19 protein-coding genes and 2 pseudogenes are annotated in these 22,605 nt (G+C 54.2%); 15 read left to right on the forward strand and 6 right to left on the reverse strand.

Annotated elements, in window-relative coordinates; all coding sequences use genetic code 11:
- Positions 1–72 precede the first annotated feature (72 nt).
- Entirely contained in the window at positions 73–2,496 is a 2,424-nt protein-coding gene (gene plsB, locus ACLRGG_RS08690; RefSeq protein ID WP_416249591.1) for a glycerol-3-phosphate 1-O-acyltransferase PlsB, read from the reverse strand.
- Between the two features lie 128 nt (positions 2,497–2,624).
- Here plsB and ACLRGG_RS08695 point away from each other — a divergent pair, with 128 nt between their 5' ends.
- From ACLRGG_RS08695 to ACLRGG_RS08710, 4 genes and pseudogenes are all read left to right on the forward strand, one after another.
- Positions 2,625–2,993 (forward strand): diacylglycerol kinase, encoded by a 369-nt coding sequence (locus ACLRGG_RS08695; protein WP_416249345.1) that lies wholly within the window; start codon positions 2,625–2,627, stop codon positions 2,991–2,993.
- Between the two features lie 107 nt (positions 2,994–3,100).
- On the forward strand, positions 3,101–3,709 hold the full coding sequence (lexA, locus tag ACLRGG_RS08700) for a transcriptional repressor LexA (RefSeq protein ID WP_416249346.1): 609 nt from the start codon (positions 3,101–3,103) through the stop codon (positions 3,707–3,709).
- Between the two features lie 237 nt (positions 3,710–3,946).
- Positions 3,947–4,401, forward strand: a pseudogene (locus ACLRGG_RS08705) (MATE family efflux transporter); the annotation flags it as partial.
- A gap of 237 nt (positions 4,402–4,638) precedes the next feature.
- A complete protein-coding gene (locus tag ACLRGG_RS08710; RefSeq protein ID WP_067704503.1) occupies positions 4,639–4,848 on the forward strand; it encodes a CsbD family protein in 210 nt (69 codons plus the stop codon).
- 286 nt (positions 4,849–5,134) lie between these two features.
- Here the strand turns inward: ACLRGG_RS08710 and zur are convergent, their stop codons facing one another.
- Entirely contained in the window at positions 5,135–5,653 is a 519-nt protein-coding gene (zur, locus tag ACLRGG_RS08715) for a zinc uptake transcriptional repressor Zur (protein ID WP_416249347.1), read from the reverse strand.
- Between the two features lie 477 nt (positions 5,654–6,130).
- On the opposite strand from zur, the gene ACLRGG_RS08720 reads away from it, so the two are divergent.
- The 3 genes from ACLRGG_RS08720 to pspG all read left to right on the forward strand — a co-directional run bounded on the left by ACLRGG_RS08720 (position 6,131) and on the right by pspG (position 8,918).
- Positions 6,131–7,375 (forward strand): conjugal transfer protein TraF, encoded by a 1,245-nt coding sequence (locus tag ACLRGG_RS08720; RefSeq protein ID WP_416249348.1) that lies wholly within the window; start codon positions 6,131–6,133, stop codon positions 7,373–7,375.
- A 183-nt stretch (positions 7,376–7,558) separates the two neighbouring features.
- Positions 7,559–8,551, forward strand: a complete 993-nt coding sequence (gene dusA, locus ACLRGG_RS08725) for a tRNA dihydrouridine(20/20a) synthase DusA (RefSeq protein WP_416249349.1) — start codon at positions 7,559–7,561, stop codon at positions 8,549–8,551.
- Between the two features lie 145 nt (positions 8,552–8,696).
- Entirely contained in the window at positions 8,697–8,918 is a 222-nt protein-coding gene (gene pspG, locus ACLRGG_RS08730; RefSeq protein ID WP_416249350.1) for an envelope stress response protein PspG, read from the forward strand.
- A 247-nt stretch (positions 8,919–9,165) separates the two neighbouring features.
- Here the strand turns inward: pspG and ACLRGG_RS08735 are convergent, their stop codons facing one another.
- A complete protein-coding gene (locus ACLRGG_RS08735) occupies positions 9,166–10,146 on the reverse strand; it encodes a quinone oxidoreductase (protein ID WP_416249351.1) in 981 nt (326 codons plus the stop codon).
- Between the two features lie 99 nt (positions 10,147–10,245).
- Here ACLRGG_RS08735 and dnaB point away from each other — a divergent pair, with 99 nt between their 5' ends.
- The 5 genes and pseudogenes from dnaB to ACLRGG_RS08760 all read left to right on the forward strand — a co-directional run bounded on the left by dnaB (position 10,246) and on the right by ACLRGG_RS08760 (position 14,268).
- Complete coding sequence (gene dnaB / locus ACLRGG_RS08740; protein ID WP_416249352.1) at positions 10,246–11,661, forward strand: replicative DNA helicase; 1,416 nt, start codon at positions 10,246–10,248, stop codon at positions 11,659–11,661.
- Between the two features lie 57 nt (positions 11,662–11,718).
- A pseudogene (locus ACLRGG_RS08745) lies at positions 11,719–11,869 on the forward strand (Lrp/AsnC family transcriptional regulator); the annotation flags it as partial.
- A 422-nt stretch (positions 11,870–12,291) separates the two neighbouring features.
- Positions 12,292–13,485 (forward strand): amino acid aminotransferase, encoded by a 1,194-nt coding sequence (locus tag ACLRGG_RS08750; protein ID WP_416249353.1) that lies wholly within the window; start codon positions 12,292–12,294, stop codon positions 13,483–13,485.
- A gap of 27 nt (positions 13,486–13,512) precedes the next feature.
- Positions 13,513–13,929, forward strand: coding sequence for a secondary thiamine-phosphate synthase enzyme YjbQ (locus tag ACLRGG_RS08755; RefSeq protein WP_416249354.1), 417 nt, complete (start codon positions 13,513–13,515; stop codon positions 13,927–13,929).
- A 6-nt stretch (positions 13,930–13,935) separates the two neighbouring features.
- On the forward strand, positions 13,936–14,268 hold the full coding sequence (locus tag ACLRGG_RS08760) for an MmcQ/YjbR family DNA-binding protein (protein ID WP_416249355.1): 333 nt from the start codon (positions 13,936–13,938) through the stop codon (positions 14,266–14,268).
- Positions 14,269–14,345: 77 nt separating this feature from the next.
- Here ACLRGG_RS08760 and ACLRGG_RS08765 read toward each other — a convergent pair whose 3' ends face one another.
- Together ACLRGG_RS08765 and uvrA are read right to left on the reverse strand one after the other, a co-directional pair.
- Complete coding sequence (locus ACLRGG_RS08765; RefSeq protein WP_416249356.1) at positions 14,346–15,398, reverse strand: NAD(P)-dependent alcohol dehydrogenase; 1,053 nt, start codon at positions 15,396–15,398, stop codon at positions 14,346–14,348.
- Between the two features lie 174 nt (positions 15,399–15,572).
- Positions 15,573–18,404, reverse strand: coding sequence for an excinuclease ABC subunit UvrA (uvrA, locus tag ACLRGG_RS08770; protein WP_416249357.1), 2,832 nt, complete (start codon positions 18,402–18,404; stop codon positions 15,573–15,575).
- 304 nt (positions 18,405–18,708) lie between these two features.
- Between uvrA and ACLRGG_RS08775 the strand changes: the two genes are divergently transcribed.
- From ACLRGG_RS08775 to ACLRGG_RS08785, 3 genes are all read left to right on the forward strand, one after another.
- Complete coding sequence (locus ACLRGG_RS08775) at positions 18,709–19,263, forward strand: single-stranded DNA-binding protein (protein ID WP_416249358.1); 555 nt, start codon at positions 18,709–18,711, stop codon at positions 19,261–19,263.
- 503 nt (positions 19,264–19,766) lie between these two features.
- Positions 19,767–19,925, forward strand: a complete 159-nt coding sequence (locus ACLRGG_RS08780) for a winged helix-turn-helix transcriptional regulator (protein ID WP_416249359.1) — start codon at positions 19,767–19,769, stop codon at positions 19,923–19,925.
- Positions 19,926–20,212: 287 nt separating this feature from the next.
- Positions 20,213–20,650 carry a DUF3828 domain-containing protein gene (locus tag ACLRGG_RS08785; RefSeq protein ID WP_416249360.1) on the forward strand — a complete coding sequence of 146 codons (438 nt, stop codon included), beginning with the start codon at positions 20,213–20,215 and terminating at the stop codon, positions 20,648–20,650.
- Positions 20,651–20,683: 33 nt separating this feature from the next.
- On the opposite strand, the gene ACLRGG_RS08790 is transcribed toward ACLRGG_RS08785, so the two are convergent.
- Complete coding sequence (locus ACLRGG_RS08790) at positions 20,684–21,619, reverse strand: VirK/YbjX family protein (protein ID WP_416249361.1); 936 nt, start codon at positions 21,617–21,619, stop codon at positions 20,684–20,686.
- Between the last annotated feature and the right edge of the window lie 986 nt (positions 21,620–22,605).

The raw sequence follows: 22,605 nt of genomic DNA on the forward strand, positions 1-22,605 counted from the left end.
TTATACAGCAGCCTAACCCATGTTCGCTGAGCGGCTTTACGTCGTTAGCCTGATTATCAGTTACGCGTCAGGCTATTCGTGAACCGCTGCGCTCTCGATGGTCATTCTCACTTCCTGCGTGATCAGCTCAGCCAGCAGATGATATACCCGCTGAGTCTGCTCTACATGGGCATCGCCGGTATCGCTGATATAGCCTTCATCACGTAACGTTAGCACCAGCGTGGAGAAGACCGCCTTATCAAAAAACTCCGGCGCGTTGATGCCGTGCAGCACTGACAGGCGCTGAGCCATGGTCCGGCTCTCTTTCTCCAGCGTGCCCCGGTTGATTGACGGATTGGCGCTGAGGATGGAGAAGGTAATGGCATAGCGCTGTAGCGTTTCGCGAACGCCCGCCGCCAGCAGCTGCAGGGTGCGGAAGCGGGCGGGGCTAAGGCGCAGACTCTCTTCATCAGCGGTGAGCAGGCCCTGTCGGGCCATTTCGCTGACCAGTCCGTTAAGCACCGTCGGCAGGTCTTCTTTGTTCCAGTGCAGGAACAGCTCGCTTTTAAGCATCGGATAGATAACGCCGATCTGGCGCAGCAGTTCGGCTCGGGAAAGCTCGCGATGCTGCATGAGCAGGACGGCAATAAGCGAAGGCATGACCAGCATATGGTGAATATTATTGCGATAATAGGTCATCAGCACCGCCTGCTCGCGCGGCAGAATGATGATCTCGCCAATATTATCCTGCTCGATTTCAAACTTATTCATGCCCAGCGCATGATCAAGCAGTGCCTCCGGGGTCATATCCGGCACCGTGGCGTCGGGTGAATAGGGCACGTTGCGCAGCAGCTGTACGTAACACTCAAGCTGTGCAATCAGCTGTTCACGGGTCATCGAACGCTGGCGTGAGGCCAGCAGCGCGGTGACGCAAAGGTTCATGGCGTTAGCCGCCCCGGCCTTGTTGATACGCATCATTACCTGCGAAGCGATGTCGTTGACCGCAGGCGTCAGCCAGGCGGGGCGCTGAGCTTCGATAGGATCGATGGCGTCGCGCCACTCCGGAACGCGCTGATTCAGATAAGTGACCAGCGGCAGCGGCTCGCCAAAGTTGACGTAGCCCTGGCCCAGGTTGCGCAGCTTGCGTAACCCGCGCACCATCTGTAAAAAGCCCTCTTTCTCTTTGGTCGCGCCGCGCAGTTCCTTCGCATAGGTGCCCACCTCCATAACGTGCTCGTAGCCGATATAAATCGGCACCAGCGTGATTGGACGGTTGCCGCCGCGCAGCATAGCCTGAATGGTCATTGACAGCGTGCCGGTTTTTGGATCAAGCAAACGGCCGGTGCGAGAACGTCCGCCCTCAACGAAATATTCGACCGAATACCCGCGGGTGAACAGCTCGCCCAGGTATTCGCGGAATACCGTAGAGTAGAGTTTGTTGCCCTTAAAAGTACGGCGGATAAAGAACGCGCCAAGGCGGCGGAATATCGGTCCGGCAGGCCAGAAGTTCAGATTGATCCCGGCAGCAATGTGCGGCGGTACCAGGCCCTGGTGATAAAGCACGTAGGAGAGCAGCAGGTAATCCATATGGCTGCGATGGCAGGGAACGTAGACGATTTCGTGTCCATCCTGCGCCAGCTGGCGTACGCGCTCGCCGCCGTTAACGTTAATCCCCTGATAGAGCTTGCTCCACGTCCAGCCCATAATGCGGTCGGTCAGGCGTATCGCTTCATAAGAGAAGTCGGCAGCGATCTCCTCCATCAGCTCAACGGCATTCTGCTGAGCCTTTTCAAAGGGGATTTTTTTGCTGCGCGCTTCGTCCTCTACCGCTTTAGCAATCGCCCTGGACTGCAGGAGCTTAGTGAACAGGTCCTGACGGACGGGCAGGCGCGGCCCAACGGCGGCCAGGCGCTGGCGGGCAAAATGCATGCGCGCCACGCGAGCCAGCTTCTGAGCAATGGTTTTATCGGTGCCGTGCTCCGTTGCCATGCGGCGCAGTGAGAGCATCGGCGAAAAGCGCACGAAGCTGTCGCGGCCCAGCCACAGTACGGCAAAGAACTTTTGAATGCCGTTAAGCACGCGAAGATGGGGCTGACTCTCGCCCTGAACTTCACGGCCAGGGGCGCGGCCAAACATCACCGATACCGGAACCATTTGCACATCCAGCAGCGGATTGCTGCGATGCAGATCCAGATAGTCGTGAAACAGCTTCACCGACTCAATATTCGGGACAAAATAGGGGAACACGCGCGGACCGTCATGAATAAAAACATAGCGGGGCAGCACCGTACCATCGATTTCCAGCGGATCTAAGGGATCGGGGAGATCCTGTTTGCGACACTGTTCACGTAGCGCGAGCAGATCGGCCTTTGAATCGTAAGGCAGCACATACATAATAGGGCGCGACGTATCAAGCCCCAGTTCAGCGACCGGCTCGGCGGGGATCGCCTTACTCTTTAGCAAGAATTTAACCGGTAAATTCAATAGGTTATAATATAAATTACGCCAACCTGACATAGACAACATGAAGCCTCTTGTTAGCAAAGCGCGGCAAGCATACCAGAAAGCGCCAGTGAGATCTGTGGTGTTGCAAAATGTGCGCCACCCAGACATTGACGTTCAACCGTTCAAAGGGTTCCCTCATTATGACAAATAACGTCACCGGATTGACCAGAATTATCAAGGCCGCAGGTTATTCGTGGCAGGGACTGCGTGCTGCCTGGCAAAACGAGGCGGCTTTCCGGCAGGAAGCCATTGTGGTACTTGTCGCCATCGTGCTGGCCTGCTGGCTGGACGTCACGCCGATAACCCGGGTGCTGCTGATCGGTTCGGTGGCGCTGGTGGTTGTGGTTGAACTGCTTAACAGCGCCATTGAAGCGATTGTGGACCGCATCGGCAGCGAGCGGCACCCGCTGGCAGGCCGCGCGAAGGATATGGGGTCAGCGGCAGTGCTGCTGACTATTCTTATGGCGCTGACCACCTGGCTGATGCTGTTAGTGCCACATATGCGATAGACGTTCCAGAATCAGACAAACTGCTGTTTTTTGTCCATCTTTAGGTTTTCAATGCGCAAATACCTGTATATACTCACAGTCGACTGTATAAACAACCAGGGGGCGGGATGAAAGCACTAACGGTAAGACAGCAGCAGGTTTATGACCTGATACGCGCCCATATTAACCAGACTGGCATGCCGCCAACGCGGGCAGAAATTGCCGCTCAGCTTGGCTTCCGCTCCCCAAATGCGGCGGAAGAACATCTCAAGGCGCTGGCGCGTAAAGGCGTAATCGAGATTGTGTCCGGCGCCTCGCGCGGCATTCGTCTGATGATGGAAGACGAAGAAGGCCTGCCGCTGATTGGCCGCGTCGCTGCCGGTGAGCCGCTGCTGGCTCAGGAACATATCGAAGGCCACTACAAGGTCGACCCGGGTTTGTTTAAACCCAGCGCCGACTTCCTGCTGCGCGTGAGCGGCATGTCGATGAAAGATATCGGTATCATGGATGGCGATCTTCTGGCGGTACATAAAACCCAGGAAGTCCGCAATGGCCAGGTGGTGGTTGCGCGCATTGATGATGAAGTGACCGTCAAGCGGCTAAAAAAACAGGGTAATACCGTACACCTTCTGCCTGAAAACAGCGATTTTGCCCCTATCGTCGTCGATCTTCGCCAGCAGACTTTGTCGATCGAAGGTCTGGCCGTGGGCGTGATCCGTAACGGTAACTGGATTTGATCTCCGTTTTATTCGTTGTAACTGACTTTTAACTGACGCGCCGCTTCGCCAGCGCGTCATATTATCGTTTGCTTGCCTTCAGCAGGCGATGTGTATAGCGGCTTTTCGTTTGCTTTCCCTTAGCAGGCGATGTGTATAACGGCTTATCGTTTGCTTGCCCTTAGCAGGCGATGTGTATAACGGCTTATCGTGAGCTTCCAACTGGTAAGCGTTTTATATGGCAGGTAAGTGACGTCTATGTCAGGTAAGCGATTCCTAAACGCTGCTGATAAAAGCCTCTGGCGGCTTGCGCCGCCGATGATCCTCTCTAATATTACCGTGCCGCTGCTGGGACTGATCGATACCGCTGTTATTGGCCATCTTGACAGGCCTGTCTATCTTGCAGGCGCCGCTGTCGGTACCTATGCTGCTGCTTTTTCTGCGCATGAGCACGACCGGGCTAACCGCTCAGGCTTTCGGGGCCGGTGATAAATCTGCGCTTGCACGCGCGCTGATGCAGCCTCTCGGCATTGCGCTGGTGGCCGGACTGGCTTTTGTCACGTTGAAATCTCCCCTTAAGCATCTGGCGCTGTCGCTGGTCGGCGGCGATCCTGACGATGCAGTACCAGGCATCGCTGTTTATGCATGTCCGCTGGCTCAGCGCGCCTGCCACGCTGGCAAACCTTGTGCTGCCAGGGTGGCTGCCTGGCGTTCACATCGTTTGATTAGTTATTGATAAAAAAGAATTTTTTATCGCTCCGGGCAGGAATAGTCTTAATCTGCCGCTTATTATTATATCGTTCCGTGCAATCCCCTCATCTTCTACTACAATTATCGTTAGGTTAAGCAGTTGAGCAGCGTTTTATATTGCTGCCAGGCGTTATGCTTAGACGATTGCACTAAATCTCTTACACCTAATGCTCTTTACACTCAAAGTCAGGAGACACAAGATGAATAAAGATGAAGCCGGCGGTAACTGGAAACAGTTGAAGGGTAAAGTGAAAGAAAAATGGGGCAAGCTGACCGATGACGACATGACCGTCGTTGAAGGTAAACGCGATCAGCTGGTCGGTAAAATTCAGGAGCGCTACGGCTACGCAAAAGACCAGGCTGAGAAAGAAGTCAGCGACTGGGAGAGCCATAACAACCATCGCTTCTGATAAGTAAGTACTTTTCTCTGACAGCATTAAAGCATTTCAGGAAGATACTCCTACCCAGGCACACGGACTGTGCCGCTTAAACCTTGCCTCCCATTTCCACAACCCGCGCGGTTATTGTATAAATCCCCTCCATGACAGTCTCACATACACACGTTAACCTAAGCGGTAATTGAATAAATCCCACCACAAACAGCCATGCGTATACCTACTAGTCTAAGCGGTTATTAGCAGTCTCTGCCCCGTCATTGCCCTGTTTTTACTTTTGGGAGCATTTCTCGCGTTCCGGTTAACGTCCGCGTTTTTTACCGGCATTCCGGGTATGATCGTGGTGGCAATTGTCCTGATGGGTACAGGCTTCAACCTCGCTACAGTCCCGACATAATCCATGCGTTTCAATAATGCTATGGGAGAGGGTAAAGCCTGAGTTAAAGGCCAGTATATTCAGGATATTTTCTACCCCTTCCGCGTGCTTCTCGGCGACAGAGCCGCAACGATCGCAGATCAACATGGCGGAAGTGTGCGAGGGCTGCTCAAAATGATGGCAGACAACGTAGCTGTTGGTCGACTCAACGCGATGAACAAATCCCTGTTCCAGCAGAAAATCCAGCGCGCGATAGACGGTAGGAGGCTTAGCCTGGGGTTCCGTGGTGCGCAGCAGATCGAGCAGATCGTAGGCGCTGATGGCCCCGTGGTGACCGCTCATCAGCCGCAGCACTTCCAGACGCTGAGGCGTCAGTCTTACATTACGCTGCTGACAAAGTGATTCCGCCTGTGACAGGATTTTTTCAGCACTGTTAGTGGTCATTTTTCTTCCCCCTCACGCCAGATCGAATTGTTATGTTATCACGCCCGCCACAAAACGCCGAATCTCCTCGCGTGCCTCTTTAGTGAATTAGTCGTCAAGGTTAAGTTGCTGAAAAAATTCCAGAAATGATTGGTATTTGACTAAAGGGGTTATCATTAAGCTGTCTTAATATGTCAGAGCATTTGGAGATAAGAGGTAAAAGGTTTATAAAACATCGTTTATGTAATTTGCAGCCACAAACGTTACTGACTACCTTGAGATAAGGAATAGCGGCATTTTAAGCGTAAAGGATTGAGATACCGGGCTAAACGATTAATGTGATAACAGATAAATAAATCGGCAATGAGCTGATAAGCCCACGCATTGTTATTGACTTCACGGCAATGAATAGCTGCCTTTGTGTCCATTATGCAGGCAGTCGCACTCTTCTCGCTTACGTTAAGCGCTTTTTCCTTTTCTGGATGGGTCTACGGTAAAATGATGAAATTGATCGGTAAGTTGAACAGGCTGTCCCGGCCTGCGGTTTTCCCCGTCTTGTTCCTTGCTCCTCTTAGCGCGCTTGCTGCCGGTAACTATTATGATGCGCGTAATGATGCGATGGGGGGAACCGGTGTCGCCTCTTCCACCTACGGCACGGCGGTGCTGGCTAACCCGGCGCTGATGACAAAAGCTCAGCCCGATGATGACGTTAGTATCATTCTGCCCGCTGCCGGGTTACAGGTAACGGACAAAAATAAGCTGATTGATAAAGTCGATGACCTGACCGACAGCGTCGATCGTTACAAGGATATTGCCAGCAGTGGCGCATTTAACTTTGCCGACTACCCGAAGATCCAGGCTGCCGCGGGCGATCTTGCCAGCCAGCTGCGTCACATAAAGGGCAATGAAGCCTCCGGTACCGCAGGTGCCGCCTTCGCCGTCACCATCCCGAATGACCAGCTGCCATTTGCCTTTGTGACTAAGGCCTACGGCACGGCACACGTTACTGCTGCCGTTAGCCAGAGTGATATTGATTATCTGCAGGGTGTGGCCGATGGCACGATTTTCCCCCTGCCGGGCGACCAGAGTAAACTGACGTCGGCGGGTCTGGGGCGCGGAGCCATTGTCTATGATTACGGCATCGCCGTTGCGCATGAATTCACCGTCGCCGGGCATCCGGTGTCGTTCGGCGTGACCCCAAAGTTGCAGAGAACCTACCTGTATAACTACAGTGCCTCGGTTTATAACTACAACAAGTCTGACTTCACCAAAGGGCGTTATAAAAACTCTGATACCGGCTTTAACATTGATGCCGGTGCCGCGACCGATTTGGGCGACAACTGGACGCTGGGTCTGAGCGCACAAAACCTGATTTCGCGCGATCTGGAGACGAAAGAGGTTAACGGCTATAAGGATACTTATCAGATCCGCCCCGTCGTGACGCCGGGGATCTCTTACCATATCGATCGTCTGACCACCGCTCTGGATGTTGACGCCACGCCCACGAAGCGATTTAAATCGCAGGATGAGAGCCAGTATGCGGGTGTCGGTGCCGAGTACCGCCTGCTGAGCTGGTTGCAGCTGCGTGCGGGCTACCGCGCCGATATGAAATCCAACGATACAAACGTGGTCACCGCCGGTTTTGGCATCTCTCCTTATAACCGCGTCCATCTGGATCTGGCGGGTATGAAAGGCGACGACCATACCTGGGGTGCCGTTGCTCAGCTAAACTTCACTTTCTAACGGTGGCGGCAGGGCGCACTTACTGTGCGTCCCTGCCATCAGATTAAGCATCCCGCCACGCCTGCCCCTCTCACTTCCTGAGGCGATATTCTCATCGCGCGGTGTTAATGATTGCGGCATCAAGCCGTGATACCATTGCACACATTATCATCGTTTATTAAATATACCGAGTTTGCGCGCTTTATGACCCAGAACTTACCTGCACACCGCTTTTCTGTCGCGCCGATGCTCGACTGGACCGATCGCCACTGCCGCTATTTCCACCGCCAGCTGACGCGTCAGGCACTGCTCTATACCGAGATGGTTACCACTGGCGCCATTATTCACGGCAAGGGGGACTATCTTGCCTGGAGTCAGGAGGAGCAGCCTGTTGCCCTTCAGCTGGGCGGCAGCGATCCCGCTGCGCTGGCCGAGTGCGCCAGTCAGGCCGAAGCGCGTGGCTATAACGAAGTGAACCTGAACGTCGGTTGTCCCTCCGATCGCGTACAAAATGGCCGCTTCGGTGCCTGTCTGATGGGCGAAGCCGGACTGGTTGCTGAGGGCATCAAAGCTATGCGCGATCGCGTTTCAATCCCGGTGACGGTAAAAACGCGCATCGGTATCGACGAACTGGACAGCTACGAATTCCTCTGCGATTTTATTCGCCAGGTTTCAGAGCAGGGCGGCTGCGGGATGTTTATTATCCACGCGCGTAAAGCCTGGCTCTCAGGCCTGAGTCCGAAAGAGAACCGCGAAATCCCACCGCTGGACTACCAGCGTGTCTATCAGCTAAAGCGTGATTTCCCGCATCTGACCATGGCCATTAACGGGGGCGTGAAAACGCTGGAAGAAGCGAAAGCCCATTTGCAGCATCTGGATGGCGTGATGATGGGCCGTGAAGCTTATCAGAATCCCGGCCTGCTGGCTCAGGTTGACCGCGAGCTGTTTGGCGCTAAAGGCCCAGCCGTTGATCCGGTCGCTGTTGTGCGTTCAATGTATCCCTATATTGAGCGTGAGCTGGCGAATGGCACCTGGCTGGGTCATATTACCCGCCATATGCTCGGCCTTTTTCAGGGCATTCCCGGCGCGCGACAGTGGCGTCGTCACCTCAGTGAAAATGCGCACAAGGCGGGTGCCAATATCGAGACGGTTGAGCAGGCGCTGTGCCTGGTTGCAGATAAAATTCCCACGGCGTGAAACCTACACCATTAAATGATGAAATTGACTAACCCCGCCCGCGGGGTTTCTTACCTGACTGAATGATTTCAACAGGTTAGCGTTATCTCTCTTCTGGCATGATTCTTGTAATACTCCTGTAGCGATTGTTAACAGGAGCCATCCGATGGAAATTTTATTTGTGCTGGGCTTTTTCTTTATGCTGCTGCTCACCGGTATCTCGGTATTCGGTATCCTTGCTGCGCTGGTAGTGGCGACCGGGGTCATGTTTTTTGGCGGGATGCTCGCGGTTGTCATAAAAATGCTGCCGTGGCTGGTTCTGGCGGTGGTAGTGGTATGGCTTTACCGGGCGAATAAAAAATCAACGCCAAAAGTGAACCGATGGTAAAGAGGCGTGAGACACCGCTGCGCCACATGTAGCCCGCAATGTGGCGTTGGTCACATTCCTGGACTTTGACCGGCTACTTTGGCATTCCGTCATTCTTTTTTCTTATGATTTCTGCAACCATAGACGACTGAATGGAAAAATATTCATTCGCCGCTGTACCCTACATTCAGCGCGAACTAAAAAAATAAAAAGGGCTTCCTACGGGAAGCCCTGCTCACATCTGGCGCACGGGCAGGCTGTATCACGCCTACGGGATCAGCAGGCTTGAGCCCTGGGTTCCGCGGCTCTCCAGCGTTTTATGCGCCTGCTGCGCATCCTTCAACGCAAACTTCTGCTGCTCGGGAACGTCAACCTTTATCGCGCCGCTGCTAATCATCGAAAACAGCTCATTGCTGGCCCAGATCAGCGCTTCACGCGTGGTCACGTAGCCATTCAGCGAGGGACGCGTGACGTAAAGCGAGCCTTTCTGAGTGAGTATGCCGAGATTCACGCCGCTCACTGGCCCTGACGAGTTGCCAAAGCTGACCATCAGACCCCGCCGTTGCAGACAGTCGAGCGAGGACTCCCAGGTATCCTGACCAACGGAATCGTAAACCACCCGCACTTTTTTACCGTTGGTGAGCTCGCTCACGCGTCTGGCGACATCTTCCTCACGATAATTAATGGTTGCCCAGGCTCCGGCTTTTTTGGCTCGCTCCGCCTTTTCTGCTGACCCTACCGTGCCAATCAGGTGTGCGCCGAGCGCTTTCGCCCACTGACAGGCTATCAGGCCGACGCCGCCTGCGGCAGCCTGAAACAGGAAAATCTCATCAGGCTGGATCACATAAGTCTGGCACAGCAGATAATGTACCGTCAGTCCTTTCAGAAAGGAGGCAGCAGCCAGCTCGAAGGAGATGCTGTCGGGCAGGATCGCCAGCTTGTCGGCCTGTACGGCGTGAAATTCGCTGTAGGCACCCAGCGCTGACTGGGCGTAGACCACGCGATCGCCCGGTTTTACCGCCGTGACTCCCGCGCCAATGCTTTTGACGACGCCCGCCGCTTCGGTTCCCAGACCGCTGGGCAGTGAAGCGGGATAAAGCCCGCTGCGTACGTAAGTGTCGATGTAGTTGATCCCGATGGCTTTGTTTTCTACCACCACTTCCCCCGCCTGCGGTTCAGGCAGATCGACCTCAACCCACTGCATCACTTCCGGCCCGCCGTGCTGGCTGATTTGTATACGTTTTGCCATGGTCACTCCTGCTGATTCAGCGTCATTGAAAGAGGACGACGAGTCTCCAAACGGGTATACTTGCGCGTCCCCTACTCAGATTTTTGGTATTGCATCACTATGGCAGGAAATAAACCCACCAACAAATCCGTTGAGAACCGTGAGCCACGGGATCGTCAAATGGAAGGGCTCAAGTTACCGCCTCATTCTCTGGAGGCAGAGCAATCCGTGTTGGGCGGGCTGATGCTGGACAACGAACGCTGGGACAATGTGTCAGAGCGCGTGGTGGCGAAAGATTTCTTCAGCCGCCCGCATCGAATGATCTTCAGCGAAATGCAGCGCCTGTTAGAGCTGGGTAAGCCGATTGACCTGATAACCCTCTCCGAATCGTTGGAAACCAAGGGTGAACTGAGCATGGTTGGCGGCTTCGCCTACCTTGCGGAGCTGTCGAAGAATACCCCCAGCGCGGCAAACATTGGGGCCTATGCGGATATCGTCCGTGAACGTGCGGTCGTCAGAGAGATGATTGCCGTTGCCAATGAGATTGCCGACGCCGGTTACGATCCCCAGGGGCGAACCAGTGAAGATCTGCTCGATCTGGCTGAGTCCCGCGTTTTTCAAATTGCCGAAAATCGCGCCAATAAGGATGAGGGACCGAAAAGCGTCGATCAGATCCTTGAAGCCACTATCGCCAGGATCGAATCGCTGTACCAGACCCCGCACGATGGTGTGACCGGCGTGGATACCGGTTATCAGGATCTGAATAAGAAGACTGCTGGTTTGCAGCGCTCGGACCTGATCATCGTTGCCGCGCGTCCGTCGATGGGTAAAACCACTTTCGCCATGAACCTCTGTGAAAATGCCGCGATGTTGCAGGATAAGCCGGTACTGATTTTCAGCCTTGAGATGCCCGGCGAGCAGCTGATGATGCGTATGCTTGCCTCGCTTTCGCGCGTCGATCAGACTCGCATTCGTACCGGCCAGCTCGATGATGAGGACTGGGCGCGGATCTCCAGCACCATGGGTATTTTGCTGGAGAAGAAGAATATGTTTATTGATGACTCCTCAGGACTGACCCCCACGGAAGTGCGTTCGCGCGCGCGCCGCGTTTTCCGTGAGCATGGCGGCCTTAGCATGATTATGATCGACTACCTTCAGCTGATGCGCGTGCCGGCGCTGTCCGATAACCGTACGCTGGAGATAGCCGAGATTTCCCGCTCGCTGAAGGCGCTGGCGAAAGAGTTACAGGTGCCGGTAGTGGCGCTGTCGCAGCTGAACCGTTCGCTTGAGCAGCGCGCCGATAAGCGTCCGGTGAACTCGGATCTGCGTGAATCTGGCTCCATTGAGCAGGACGCCGACCTGATTATGTTTATTTACCGTGATGAGGTGTATCACGAGAACAGCGATCAGAAAGGGATTGCGGAGATTATTCTCGGTAAGCAGCGTAATGGTCCGATTGGTACAGTACGACTCACCTTCAATGGCCAGTGGTCGCGGTTCGATAACTACGCCGGACCCCAGTACGACGACGACTGATCCTCATTTTGCATCCCTGCATTTTCGTCGGCCATCAGAAAATAGTGTTGGGCAGGGCGGCGTATCCATCTTGAGCAGGCGGGTGTGATCTCTGGCTATCATGCACGGCTCTCACCCGATGAGGTTGGGCATGACTGGATTGATCGAGGTACGGTTGATTAATCACACCGCCGGGTTGGTTAACCGTTTTTACCGCATGGTTGCCGAAGGATCCGGCATGATGTACTCTGCCGCTCTGCCGCTCTGCCGCTCTGCCGCTCTGCCGCTCTGCCGCTCTGCCGCCTCACGGGTAAATCCGATATGATCACCTTAAGTCTCTGCTCAGTGTCGTCCGTCGCGGTGATCGGTTTCTTCGCGGGGGGAGGAAAGTAATCCGCGTTTTACATCCGCGTTTCATCCATTTTTTCGCGCTGAATTCCTTTTCTGCCACACTGTTCAGTAACCTGATAAGGAAAATTAGGTTTATAGTGTAGTTTCGCTATCAGGCCGGGCTGGAGAAGACCTTTACTCTGCACCGAGCGATGAATCCTTAACCGGTTGACCCTCAGCCCTGTCACAGCTGGACGTCGATGTAAGGGGCTTCCTGCTGAAGCGCCTGAACTGCCCAATCATTAAATGGAGATCTGCACCGTGTTTCAAAACGTTGATGCCTATGCCGGCGATCCAATTCTCTCCCTGATGGAGACATTTAAGCAGGATCCGCGACCCCACAAGGTGAACCTGAGCATCGGGCTGTATTATGACGAACAGGGTGAGGTCCCACAGCTGAACGCGGTTGCCGAGGCTGAGGCCCGTCTGAATGCCCAGGCGTCTGGCGCCTCTCAGTATCTGCCTATGGATGGCCTGCCTGCATACCGCAGCGCAATTGCGCCGCTGCTGTTTGGCCAGGATCACCCGCTGCTGACAGCGGGGCGTATTGCCACTATCCAGACCGTTGGCGGTTCGGGCGCGCTTAAAATTGGTGCCGATTTTCTTAAGGCCTATTTTCCGCAGTCGCAGGTCTGGGTCAGCGATCCTACCTGGGAAAATCACGTGGCGATCTTCTCCGGTGCCGGTTTTGAGGTCAACACCTACCCGTGGTATGACGAATCCACTAACGGCGTGAAGTTTGACGAGCTGGTTGCCAGACTGAAAACCCTGCCGCCGAAAAGTATCGTGTTGCTGCACCCGTGCTGTCATAACCCCACCGGTGCCGATCTGACTAACGACCAGTGGGACGTGGTGACCGGCGTACTGAAAGGACGCGATCTGATCCCCTTCCTGGATATTGCCTACCAGGGGTTTGGCGCAGGAATGGAGGAGGATGCTTACGCCATTCGCGCCATTGCCACTGCCGGATTATCCGCGCTGGTCAGCAACTCTTTCTCAAAAATATTTTCGCTGTATGGCGAGCGTGTGGGCGGCCTGTCGGTGGTCTGTAACGATGCGGAAGAGGCCTCGCGCGTACTGGGTCAGCTGAAAGCGACCGTCAGACGCAACTACTCCAGCCCGCCTAACTTTGGTGCGCAGGTGGTATCATGCGTGCTGAATGATGCGCGTCTTAAGGCAAACTGGCTAAAAGAGGTGGAAGCCATGCGCCTGCGTATCCTGGCTATGCGCCAGACGCTGGTCGACGTGCTCACCACCGCCGTGCCGGGTAAAAACTTTGACTATCTTGTGAAGCAGCGCGGCATGTTTAGCTACACCGGCCTGAGCGCTGAACAGGTTGACCGTCTGCGGAATGAGTTCGGTATCTATCTGCTTACCAGCGGACGCATGTGCGTCGCAGGCCTCAATGACAAAAACGTTCATCTGGTGGCTGAAGCCTTTGCCGCCGTGATGTGATGCTTATATTGACTTAAGGAGCGTACGATGTGGTATCAGCAAACGCTAACGTTAAGCGCTAAACAGCGCGGATTCCATCTGGTTACTGATGAAGTGCTGGGTGAGCTGCGTCGCCTGAAAGACGTACAGGTAGGGCTACTGCATCTGCTGCTACAACATACCTCGGCATCCCTGACGCTGAATGAAAACTGTGATCCTACGGTCAGAAGCGATATGGAGCAGCATTTCCTGCGCACGGTGCCGGATAACGGCCCCTACCAGCATGATTATGAGGGAGCAGACGATATGCCAGCGCATATCAAATCATCACTGCTTGGGGTGTCGCTGACGCTGCCTGTTGCCCGGGGACAGCTGGTGCTCGGGACCTGGCAGGGGATCTGGCTGGGGGAACATCGGATACAGGGTGGTGCCCGGCGCATCGTTGCCACGCTGCAAGGAGAATAAGAGAGTATGACCGTTTCAGATCTTCTTACTTACTGTATGGATAAACCGGGCGCGGAACAGAGCGTGCACAGCGGCTGGAAAGCGACGCAAATCAAACTCGATGATGTGTTGTTCGCCCTGGTGCATGAAGTTGAGGGGCGTCCAGCGGTAGCGCTGAAGTCCACCCCCGCGCTGGCTGAGCTTTTGCGAGATTCACACAGTGACGTACGGCCCAGTGAGCATTTGAACAAATCGCACTGGAGCACGGTGCTGCTGGACGGAACGCTAAAGGATTCGCAGATCTACTACCTGGTGGATGCCTCATGGCAGCAGGCCCTAAACAGTAAAACGGCGCACTAAGCTGTTTAAATCCGCGTCAGATGGCATTGAAAAACGGGGCGAATCTCTTCGCCCCGTTTCAGCTTTCACGTAGTCTGTTAGCTACGCAGTGAATCAATGTCGATCACAAAGCGATATTTCACATCACTTTTCAGCATACGTTCGTAGGCTTCGTTGATCTCATCAATTTTGATCATCTCAATATCGGAAGTGATATTGTGCTTACCGCAGAAATCCAGCATTTCCTGGGTTTCTTTAATGCCGCCAATAAGGGAACCGGCAACGCTACGGCGTTTAAACACCAGGTTAACCACCTGAGGTGCCGGATGGTCATGCTCAGGAACGCCAACCAGCGTCATGGTACCGTCACGGCGCAGCAGGTTGATAAATGGGTTCAGATCGTGCTGAGCCGCTACAGTGTTCAGGATAAAGTCGAAGCTGTTAGCCTGTGCTGCCATCTGCTCGGGGTCTTTAGAGATCACCACTTCATCCGCGCCCAGGCGCTTACCGTCTTCAATTTTTGAAGGGGAGGTGGTGAACAGCACGACGTGCGCACCCATCGCATGGGCAATTTTTACACCCATATGACCTAAACCACCCAGACCGACAATCCCGACCTTTTTGCCCGGACCTACGCCCCAGTGGTTAAGCGGGGAGAAGGTAGTAATACCGGCGCACAGCAGCGGTGCGGCGGCGGCAGGATCAAGATTTTCCGGAATGCGCAACACGAAGTCTTCGGTTACCACAACCTGCGTGGAGTAGCCGCCGTAGGTGATGTCACCGGTAACGCGATCTTTACCGTTATAGGTGCCGGTAAAGCCGTTTTCGCAAAACTGCTCCAGATCTTCTTTACAGCTGTCGCAGGTGCGACAGGAGTCGACCAGACAGCCTACGCCGACCAAATCGCCCACTTTATATTTTTTCGCGTGGCCGCCTACGGCGGTGACACGCCCGACAATTTCATGGCCTGGGACGACGGGAAAAACGGTGTTTTTCCACTCGTTGCGAGCCTGATGGAGGTCTGAGTGGCACACGCCACAGAATAAAACTTCGATCTGTACGTCGTGATCGCGCAGCTCGCGCGGCTGATACTCAAAGGGAGCCAGTTTGGATTTAGCGTCCTGTGCTGCATAAGCATGCGTAATATTCATGGTATCTCCAGCTAATGAAAAGTGTCGTGAACGTAACGCGGAAAACTGAACGTTAAGGATAGTCAGTGCAGGTGAAAGCGGGTATGTCTGAACCTGTTTAAATCTTGCCTGATCCTGCAAGATTATGGGGAAGTGGGTGAAGAATGGGGCGGGAAATACCGCCCCGGCTACATATTATTTCATTTTTAATAGAGGCTTAAGAAAGCGGGCCGTATGCGATGCTTTACATTTCGCCACCGTTTCCGGGGTGCCGGATACCAGTATTTCACCGCCGCCGCTGCCGCCTTCAGGACCCAGGTCGACAATCCAGTCTGCGGTTTTAATCACGTCCAGATTATGCTCAATTACCACGATGGTATTGCCCTGATCCCGCAGCTGATGCAGCACTTCCAGCAGCTGTTGAATATCGGCAAAGTGCAGACCGGTGGTCGGCTCGTCAAGAATATAGAGCGTCTGGCCGGTGCCGCGCCTGGACAGCTCGCGCGCCAGCTTCACGCGTTGCGCCTCCCCGCCGGAAAGCGTGGTGGCTGACTGGCCGAGACGGATATAGGAAAGACCTACGTCGATCAGCGTTTGCAGCTTACGCGCCAGCGCCGGAACGGCATCGAAGAATTCACGCGCCTCTTCAATGGTCATTTCCAGCACTTCATGGATGCTGCGGCCTTTATATTTGACCTCCAGCGTTTCGCGGTTATAGCGCTTGCCTTTGCACTGGTCGCACGGTACGTAAATATCCGGCAGGAAGTGCATCTCTACCTTGATGACGCCATCGCCCTGACAGGCCTCGCAGCGTCCACCACGCACGTTAAAGCTGAAGCGGCCCGGCGTATAGCCGCGCGTACGCGACTCGGGAACGCCGGCGAACAGCTCGCGTACCGGGGTGAATATTCCCGTATAGGTGGCCGGATTCGAGCGCGGCGTGCGACCAATCGGACTCTGATCAATGTCGATAACCTTATCAAAGTGTTCCATCCCGCTGATATCGCGGTACGGCGCCGGTTCAGCAAGGGTTGCACCATTCAGCTGACGCTGAGCGATAGGGAACAGAGTATCGTTGATCAGGGTCGATTTACCGGAACCGGATACACCGGTGATGCAGCTAAACAGGCCGACCGGCAGCGTAAGCGTCACGTCTTTCAGGTTGTTACCTTTGGCGCCGGTCAGCTTCAATACTTTCGCGGGATCGGCTTTAACCCGCTCTTTGGGGATGGCGATCTCGCGCTTACCGCTAAGGTACTGACCGGTCAGAGAGGCTTCGACCGCCATGATATCGTCTACCGTTCCTTCTGCCACTACCTGACCGCCGTGGACGCCAGCGCCTGGCCCGATATCGATAACGTGGTCAGCGGCGCGGATCGCGTCTTCATCGTGCTCGACCACAATGACGGTATTTCCCAGGTTCCGCAGGTGAACCAGCGTCTCCAGCAGGCGCTCGTTGTCGCGCTGATGAAGACCGATTGATGGCTCATCCAGCACGTACATCACGCCGACCAGTCCGGCACCGATCTGGCTGGCGAGGCGGATACGCTGCGCCTCACCGCCGGAAAGGGTTTCGGCAGAGCGGGAGAGGGAGAGATAGTTCAGCCCGACGTTAACCAGGAACTTCAGTCGGTCGCCAATCTCTTTAAGCACCTTCTCGGCGATTTTTGCGCGCTGACCGCTGAGCTGCATATTCAGGAAAAAATCCATCGCATGGCCGATGCTCATATCAGAGATCGTCGGCAGCGTGGTGTTCTCAACGTAGACGTGCCGTGCTTCACGACGCAGACGGGTACCGTGACAGCTGGCGCAGGAGCGGTTGCTGATAAACTTAGCCAGATCCTCACGCACGGCAGAAGATTCCGTCTCTTTATAACGGCGCTCCATATTGTGCAGTACGCCTTCGAAGGCGTGGCGCCGCACCGAGGTGTCACCGCGGTCGTTGATGTATTTAAACTCAATACTCTCTTTGCCGGACCCGTAGAGGATCACCTGACGGGCTTTCTCGCTTAGCGATCCAAATGAGGCTTCAATATCGAAGTTCAGGTGCTCGGCCAGTGAACGCAGCATCTGGAAGTAGTAGAAATTGCGGCGATCCCAGCCGCGGATCGCTCCGCCAGCCAGTGACAGCTCAGGATTCTGTACCACACGATCCGGATCAAAATACTGCTGTACACCCAGGCCGTCGCAGGTCGGACAGGCACCGGCCGGATTGTTAAACGAGAACAGGCGCGGTTCCAGCTCGCTCATGCTGTAGCCACAGACGGGGCAGGCAAAATTAGCGGAGAACACCAGCTCTTCCACTTCAGGGTCGTCCATATCGGCAACCACTACCGTCCCGCCGGAGAGCTCCAGCGCGGTTTCAAAGGATTCAGCGAGGCGCTGCTGGAGATCGTCGCGCACCTTGAAACGATCCACGACAACTTCGATGGTGTGCTTTTTCTGCAACTCCAGCTTCGGCGGATCGGAGAGGTCGCAGACCTCGCCATCAATGCGGGCGCGGATATAGCCCTGAGACGCAAGGTTTTCCAGCGTTTTAGCATGTTCACCCTTACGCTCTTTCACAATCGGGGCCAGCAGCATCAGGCGGCGCCCTTCCGGCAGCGCCAGCACGTTATCGACCATCTGGCTGACGGTCTGCGCGGCCAGCGTCACGTCGTGGTCGGGGCAGCGCGGCTCACCCACACGAGCAAACAGCAGGCGCAGGTAGTCATGGATTTCAGTGATCGTACCCACGGTTGAGCGCGGGTTATGCGAGGTAGACTTCTGCTCAATGGAGATGGCTGGCGACAGCCCTTCTATATGATCGACATCCGGCTTCTCCATTAAAGAGAGAAACTGCCGGGCATAAGCAGAGAGGGACTCAACGTAGCGGCGCTGTCCTTCGGCGTACAGCGTATCGAACGCCAGCGAAGACTTACCGGAGCCTGACAGGCCTGTGACAACGATCAGTTTGTCGCGAGGGATGATCAGGTTAATATTTTTCAAATTATGGGTGCGTGCACCCCGTACTTCGATCTTATCCATTCACAATTCCCGGATTAACACAGACCTCGCCATGCCGGTCCGGCACGGCCAGAATGAAGCCTGTAAGTATGGCACAAAAAAACCTGACTGGATATACAGTGTTCTGGCGCAGCCCGGGGGAAAGGATCCTAACGGCTATCATGCCCCCGACTTAAAAATTTACGATCCGGCGCAGGCCGCTCGCTGCAATGCGGCAAGCCGTATAAAGCCTCTGAGACCCAAATCTGAAAGTAGGATATAAAGGTACGCCATGTTAGAATTTTCGGCTTAGACTTAAAGCAGAACAATTATCGGAGAGACGTACATGGCCAGCAGAGGCGTAAACAAAGTGATTCTGGTCGGAAATCTGGGTCAGGACCCGGAAGTCCGCTACATGCCGAATGGCGGCGCCGTTGCCAACATTACCCTCGCCACGTCCGAAAGCTGGCGTGACAAGCAGACCGGCGAAACCAAAGAGAAGACGGAATGGCACCGTGTCGTGCTGTTCGGCAAGCTGGCGGAAGTTGCCGGTGAGTACCTGCGTAAAGGCTCTCAGGTTTATATTGAGGGTGCACTGCAGACGCGTAAATGGACCGATCAGGCGGGCGTGGAAAAATACACCACCGAGGTCGTGGTTAACGTTGGTGGCACCATGCAGATGCTCGGCGGGCGTCAGAACGGCGGTGCAGGCGCACCAGCTGGCGGCGGTCAGGGCGGCAGCAACAATAACAACGGTTGGGGACAGCCACAGCAGCCACAGCAGGGCGGCGGTAACCAGTTCAGCGGCGGCTCTCAGCCATCCCGCCCGCAGCCTCAGCAGAACAACGCGCCGGCCAGCAGCGAACCTTCGATAGATTTTGATGACGATATTCCGTTCTGATTCTCGTCTGAGAATATGTCGTGAGCGGGCAAGAGTCCGTTTTAGGGTAGCCAGAACCTTTCTGGTTGTCTTAGCAGGTAAGGCTCCGCCAGCGCGGGGCCTTACTGGTTTATAGAAGAATAAACTCCGCCCTTACTGGTCACGCCATCAGCGAAAAGACCAAAACGGTAAACGCCGGCGTTCGGTTCAACCCTCCCGGCTCACCTGCCAGCCACTACCCTTGCGTTATCAACCAGCCACTACCCCGCGATTATCAGACAGCTACTGTGCTGCCAAACCGCTACAGTTTATCACCGCATCAAAAGGGTGGAACAGCGCAGCCAGGTCGGATGTGGATTGCTGCAAATCGCGCGGCAGCACGCAGATCCCCAGCCTGGCCAGGGCATCCAGACGGGCTTTACTGTTCCCGGCGGCAGCGTGAGCGGCTTCAGGCCTGAGTAATACGGTGATGCAGGTATGACTCTGACAGGGGCCAGTGCGGCATGCAGTAATCAGTCGTCGACATGGAAGATGTGACCCAGCGGATGCTCACCCGTACCCTGCGCCAGCTTGAGCGGGATGGCTTGATCTCCCGGCACGACTATCGGGAAAAGCGTCCGCGGGTGGAGTACGCTATTACGCCACTGGGAAAGGGGCTGCTGATGCATATGCTGCCGCTATAGCGCTGGGTAATTGACTCCGCCGCACAGTTTCGCCAGGCCCGGGGGCATTATGACAATGTGTTGCGGGATGACCAGGAGGAGTGAAATTGATATCCTCCGTGGAGCAGGTGAAGATAAGGCGGCGCTGGCGTGTTGCCCTTCCGGTATAAACGGTTACTAAAAATAACGCAGATAATCGCTCGACTTCGCCGGTTAAAGAGTAAATTAGCGGAGCATTTTACGACGCAGCGGGCAGGGACATCAGCAAAGCATGAGAGGGAGCGATGAACAGGCAGAGATGGCACTTAATGAAGAGATGGTTACTGGCGCTCGGTATAGCGCTTTTTGCACTGCACGCTACGGCGAAGGGTAACAGCGCCGATCCCCAGTCACTCAGCAGAGATTTTTACAGCTGGTATCTGACGGCGTTAAGTAAGGATGAAAGCCCCATTGATGAGCGCGATCCACTACTGAAAGAGTACGTCACCCCGCAGCTGTTACAGAAAATCTATATTTTGATAAAAAGCCCGGACGGCATGGATGATGACTATTTTCTGCAGGATCAGGACTATAGCGATGGCTGGGTCGATCACGTCAGCGCCGGGAAATTTACCATTAACGGCGATACGGCCTCAGGGGATGTGACGCTGGGCAGCGATGCCAACGACAGGCAGCTGCTGCTGATAACGCTGCACCGGGATCGTGATGGATGGAAGATCGATGATGTGGCAAAAGAGAATCCGTAGCCCTGGGTTAACAGGGCTTTAAACCGGTAAAACTTAGCGGCACTGGTCGGCGAAACGTTCAGCCATTGTATCCAGCAGTTCATAACGCCTGCGCGCTTCAGCGCGCTTTTTACTGGCAATATCTTCAAGCGGCTTGCGCGCAATGGGCATCGGCAGCGTATAAAGATGCTTAGACAGCGGCTGCGCGTTCAGCGTTTCCCAGAATTCGTTATAGTTAGCATGGAAGAGACTCTTCTTTTTCAGGCGATAACGCAGGCTGCGGAAAATATGCCCGCTGTCGCTGACCGCCTGTATCTGAGTAATTCCCGTCGCAGCAGCAAACAGCATTAACGTCTCCAGCAGCAACCTTTTAGGGAACAGGCCGTAGCAGGCTTTTGTCGCCTCACGGATCAACTCGTGGGGCGTATCGCGATGGGCTCCCTGAATGCCACCTATAATCAGCACTTTTACGTCCTGCTGTTCCGTCACTGCAAAGGTTAGCATGGCCAGCTTAACGCCATCACAGGTGACAAACAGGTTCACCTCTCCCTCTCTTTCACAGCTGCCGGTACAGGCGAGGGTGATACAGAAGGCTTCACCGTTCTTTCCAGCGAATTCAACCAGCGCAACGCCGTCTTTGGTCAGCATCGCCTGACGTAAACGTACCGCACTGAGATCCTGAGCGAAGCGGTAGTGATCGATAATTGCCTGAGCGCGTTTAACCATCGGCATGCCACCATAAAGGTAAGGCCGGTGGATTTTGCTCGGTAACGTGTGCTGGATCGGCAGAATGTCACGCATTACCGAACTTTCTGAAATGGCGCTGACCAGCCTTTGGGTCGCTATCGGGTAGGCCAGGGAGCGGAACAGATACTTAATACGGTAGTCGCGATCGAACCACAATCTTCCTGGCGTTAGCTTGCCAGTAACCAGGGACAGGAAAAAGGTCAGGGAAGTATCCTGACGAGTTGCAACCGCAGTATCAGACATTTTCTGCATTCCAGGGGAGGGAGGGGTAAAACGGCATTATAAAGACGCCACTATCAACACAGAGTAAATACGTTTTTAACGTTGCTGTTTGTTTAGGATTTGTTGAGGAAATTCCTAATAGATGTGGGCGCTAAGCGACAGATCCTCCGTGGAACGCGGCCCGGCAGGTGGCTCAGCAGTCTGTGAGGAGACATAAATCGTCCTGCAGTACATTTTTTTTTGGTACCAGGGTAAGAGCGATCACGAGGCGCCTGGTACATCTATTAACCTGTACCAGTTCGCAATTAACGCTAAAAATCTTCTTCAAACTGGCCGCAATGCGACGGGTTTTGTATCACATTTGTGATGTAAGACACTTTTTTAGGCGTGTTCCTGCTCGCTTACTCGCCGTTTATTTTCTCAGGTGCCTGGCACAGCTGAGAATTGTTCCGCTATAAGAATAATCGCTAATGGTATTCATCGATAACTATGGACAGTAAATACGAGCTACTTAATGGCTCTTCGCCTGAATTTGTGACTGCAGAGAATTTACCAATCCATTATTAACTCAAATTCTTCCCTTAAGGAGGGCACGAAGACGTCAATGTTAAGAGGCAATACATAAGGAAACGATAGTCTCAGAGTATAGGATCGATGAATAAATGAACAGAAAGGGTGTCATGCTTAAGAATGCCTTTATTGTTTATCTGAGTGCAGTTTAGGCTGCTGCGTCATGGTGTGCGGGCTGGTAAGGACTGGTTGTCATTAACGCAGTTTTGTGACGTGAGTTTTCTCGTGATATGGATCAGGGTTATGAATCATTTGAGTCCGGGGGATTATTATGATTTTTCAAGTCTGAGAGGGTGAAACTTAACAATCGGTAAGCAGTCTTAATGTCATAGAATGCGCATTTATCTTTGAAAACAAAGATAAATGCGCAGTTAACTACATGAAAATAAATGAAATTTATCTTATTTGAAAAGTGGTCACGACTTAGCTGGTGAAAT

Origin of the sequence: Erwinia sp. PPS120, assembly GCF_047918655.1 — a bacterium.
Lineage (GTDB): Bacteria > Pseudomonadota > Gammaproteobacteria > Enterobacterales > Enterobacteriaceae > Erwinia > Erwinia tasmaniensis_A.

Bases quoted from the DNA above. Each gene is read 5' to 3' on its own strand.
- dusA (WP_416249349.1), top strand. From the start codon at position 7,559: ATGACCCAGAACTTACCTGCACACCGCTTTTCTGTCGCGCCGATGCTC.
- ACLRGG_RS08790 (WP_416249361.1), bottom strand. From the start codon at position 21,619: ATGTCTGATACTGCGGTTGCAACTCGTCAGGATACTTCCCTGACCTTT.
- ACLRGG_RS08695 (WP_416249345.1), top strand. From the start codon at position 2,625: ATGACAAATAACGTCACCGGATTGACCAGAATTATCAAGGCCGCAGGT.
- lexA (WP_416249346.1), top strand. From the start codon at position 3,101: ATGAAAGCACTAACGGTAAGACAGCAGCAGGTTTATGACCTGATACGC.
- ACLRGG_RS08780 (WP_416249359.1), top strand. From the start codon at position 19,767: ATGGAAGATGTGACCCAGCGGATGCTCACCCGTACCCTGCGCCAGCTT.
- dnaB (WP_416249352.1), top strand. From the start codon at position 10,246: ATGGCAGGAAATAAACCCACCAACAAATCCGTTGAGAACCGTGAGCCA.
- zur (WP_416249347.1), bottom strand. From the start codon at position 5,653: ATGACCACTAACAGTGCTGAAAAAATCCTGTCACAGGCGGAATCACTT.
- ACLRGG_RS08720 (WP_416249348.1), top strand. From the start codon at position 6,131: ATGATGAAATTGATCGGTAAGTTGAACAGGCTGTCCCGGCCTGCGGTT.
- pspG (WP_416249350.1), top strand. From the start codon at position 8,697: ATGGAAATTTTATTTGTGCTGGGCTTTTTCTTTATGCTGCTGCTCACC.
- ACLRGG_RS08735 (WP_416249351.1), bottom strand. From the start codon at position 10,146: ATGGCAAAACGTATACAAATCAGCCAGCACGGCGGGCCGGAAGTGATG.
- plsB (WP_416249591.1), bottom strand. From the start codon at position 2,496: ATGTCAGGTTGGCGTAATTTATATTATAACCTATTGAATTTACCGGTT.
- uvrA (WP_416249357.1), bottom strand. From the start codon at position 18,404: ATGGATAAGATCGAAGTACGGGGTGCACGCACCCATAATTTGAAAAAT.
- ACLRGG_RS08760 (WP_416249355.1), top strand. From the start codon at position 13,936: ATGACCGTTTCAGATCTTCTTACTTACTGTATGGATAAACCGGGCGCG.
- ACLRGG_RS08765 (WP_416249356.1), bottom strand. From the start codon at position 15,398: ATGAATATTACGCATGCTTATGCAGCACAGGACGCTAAATCCAAACTG.
- ACLRGG_RS08710 (WP_067704503.1), top strand. From the start codon at position 4,639: ATGAATAAAGATGAAGCCGGCGGTAACTGGAAACAGTTGAAGGGTAAA.
- ACLRGG_RS08785 (WP_416249360.1), top strand. From the start codon at position 20,213: ATGAAGAGATGGTTACTGGCGCTCGGTATAGCGCTTTTTGCACTGCAC.
- ACLRGG_RS08775 (WP_416249358.1), top strand. From the start codon at position 18,709: ATGGCCAGCAGAGGCGTAAACAAAGTGATTCTGGTCGGAAATCTGGGT.
- ACLRGG_RS08755 (WP_416249354.1), top strand. From the start codon at position 13,513: ATGTGGTATCAGCAAACGCTAACGTTAAGCGCTAAACAGCGCGGATTC.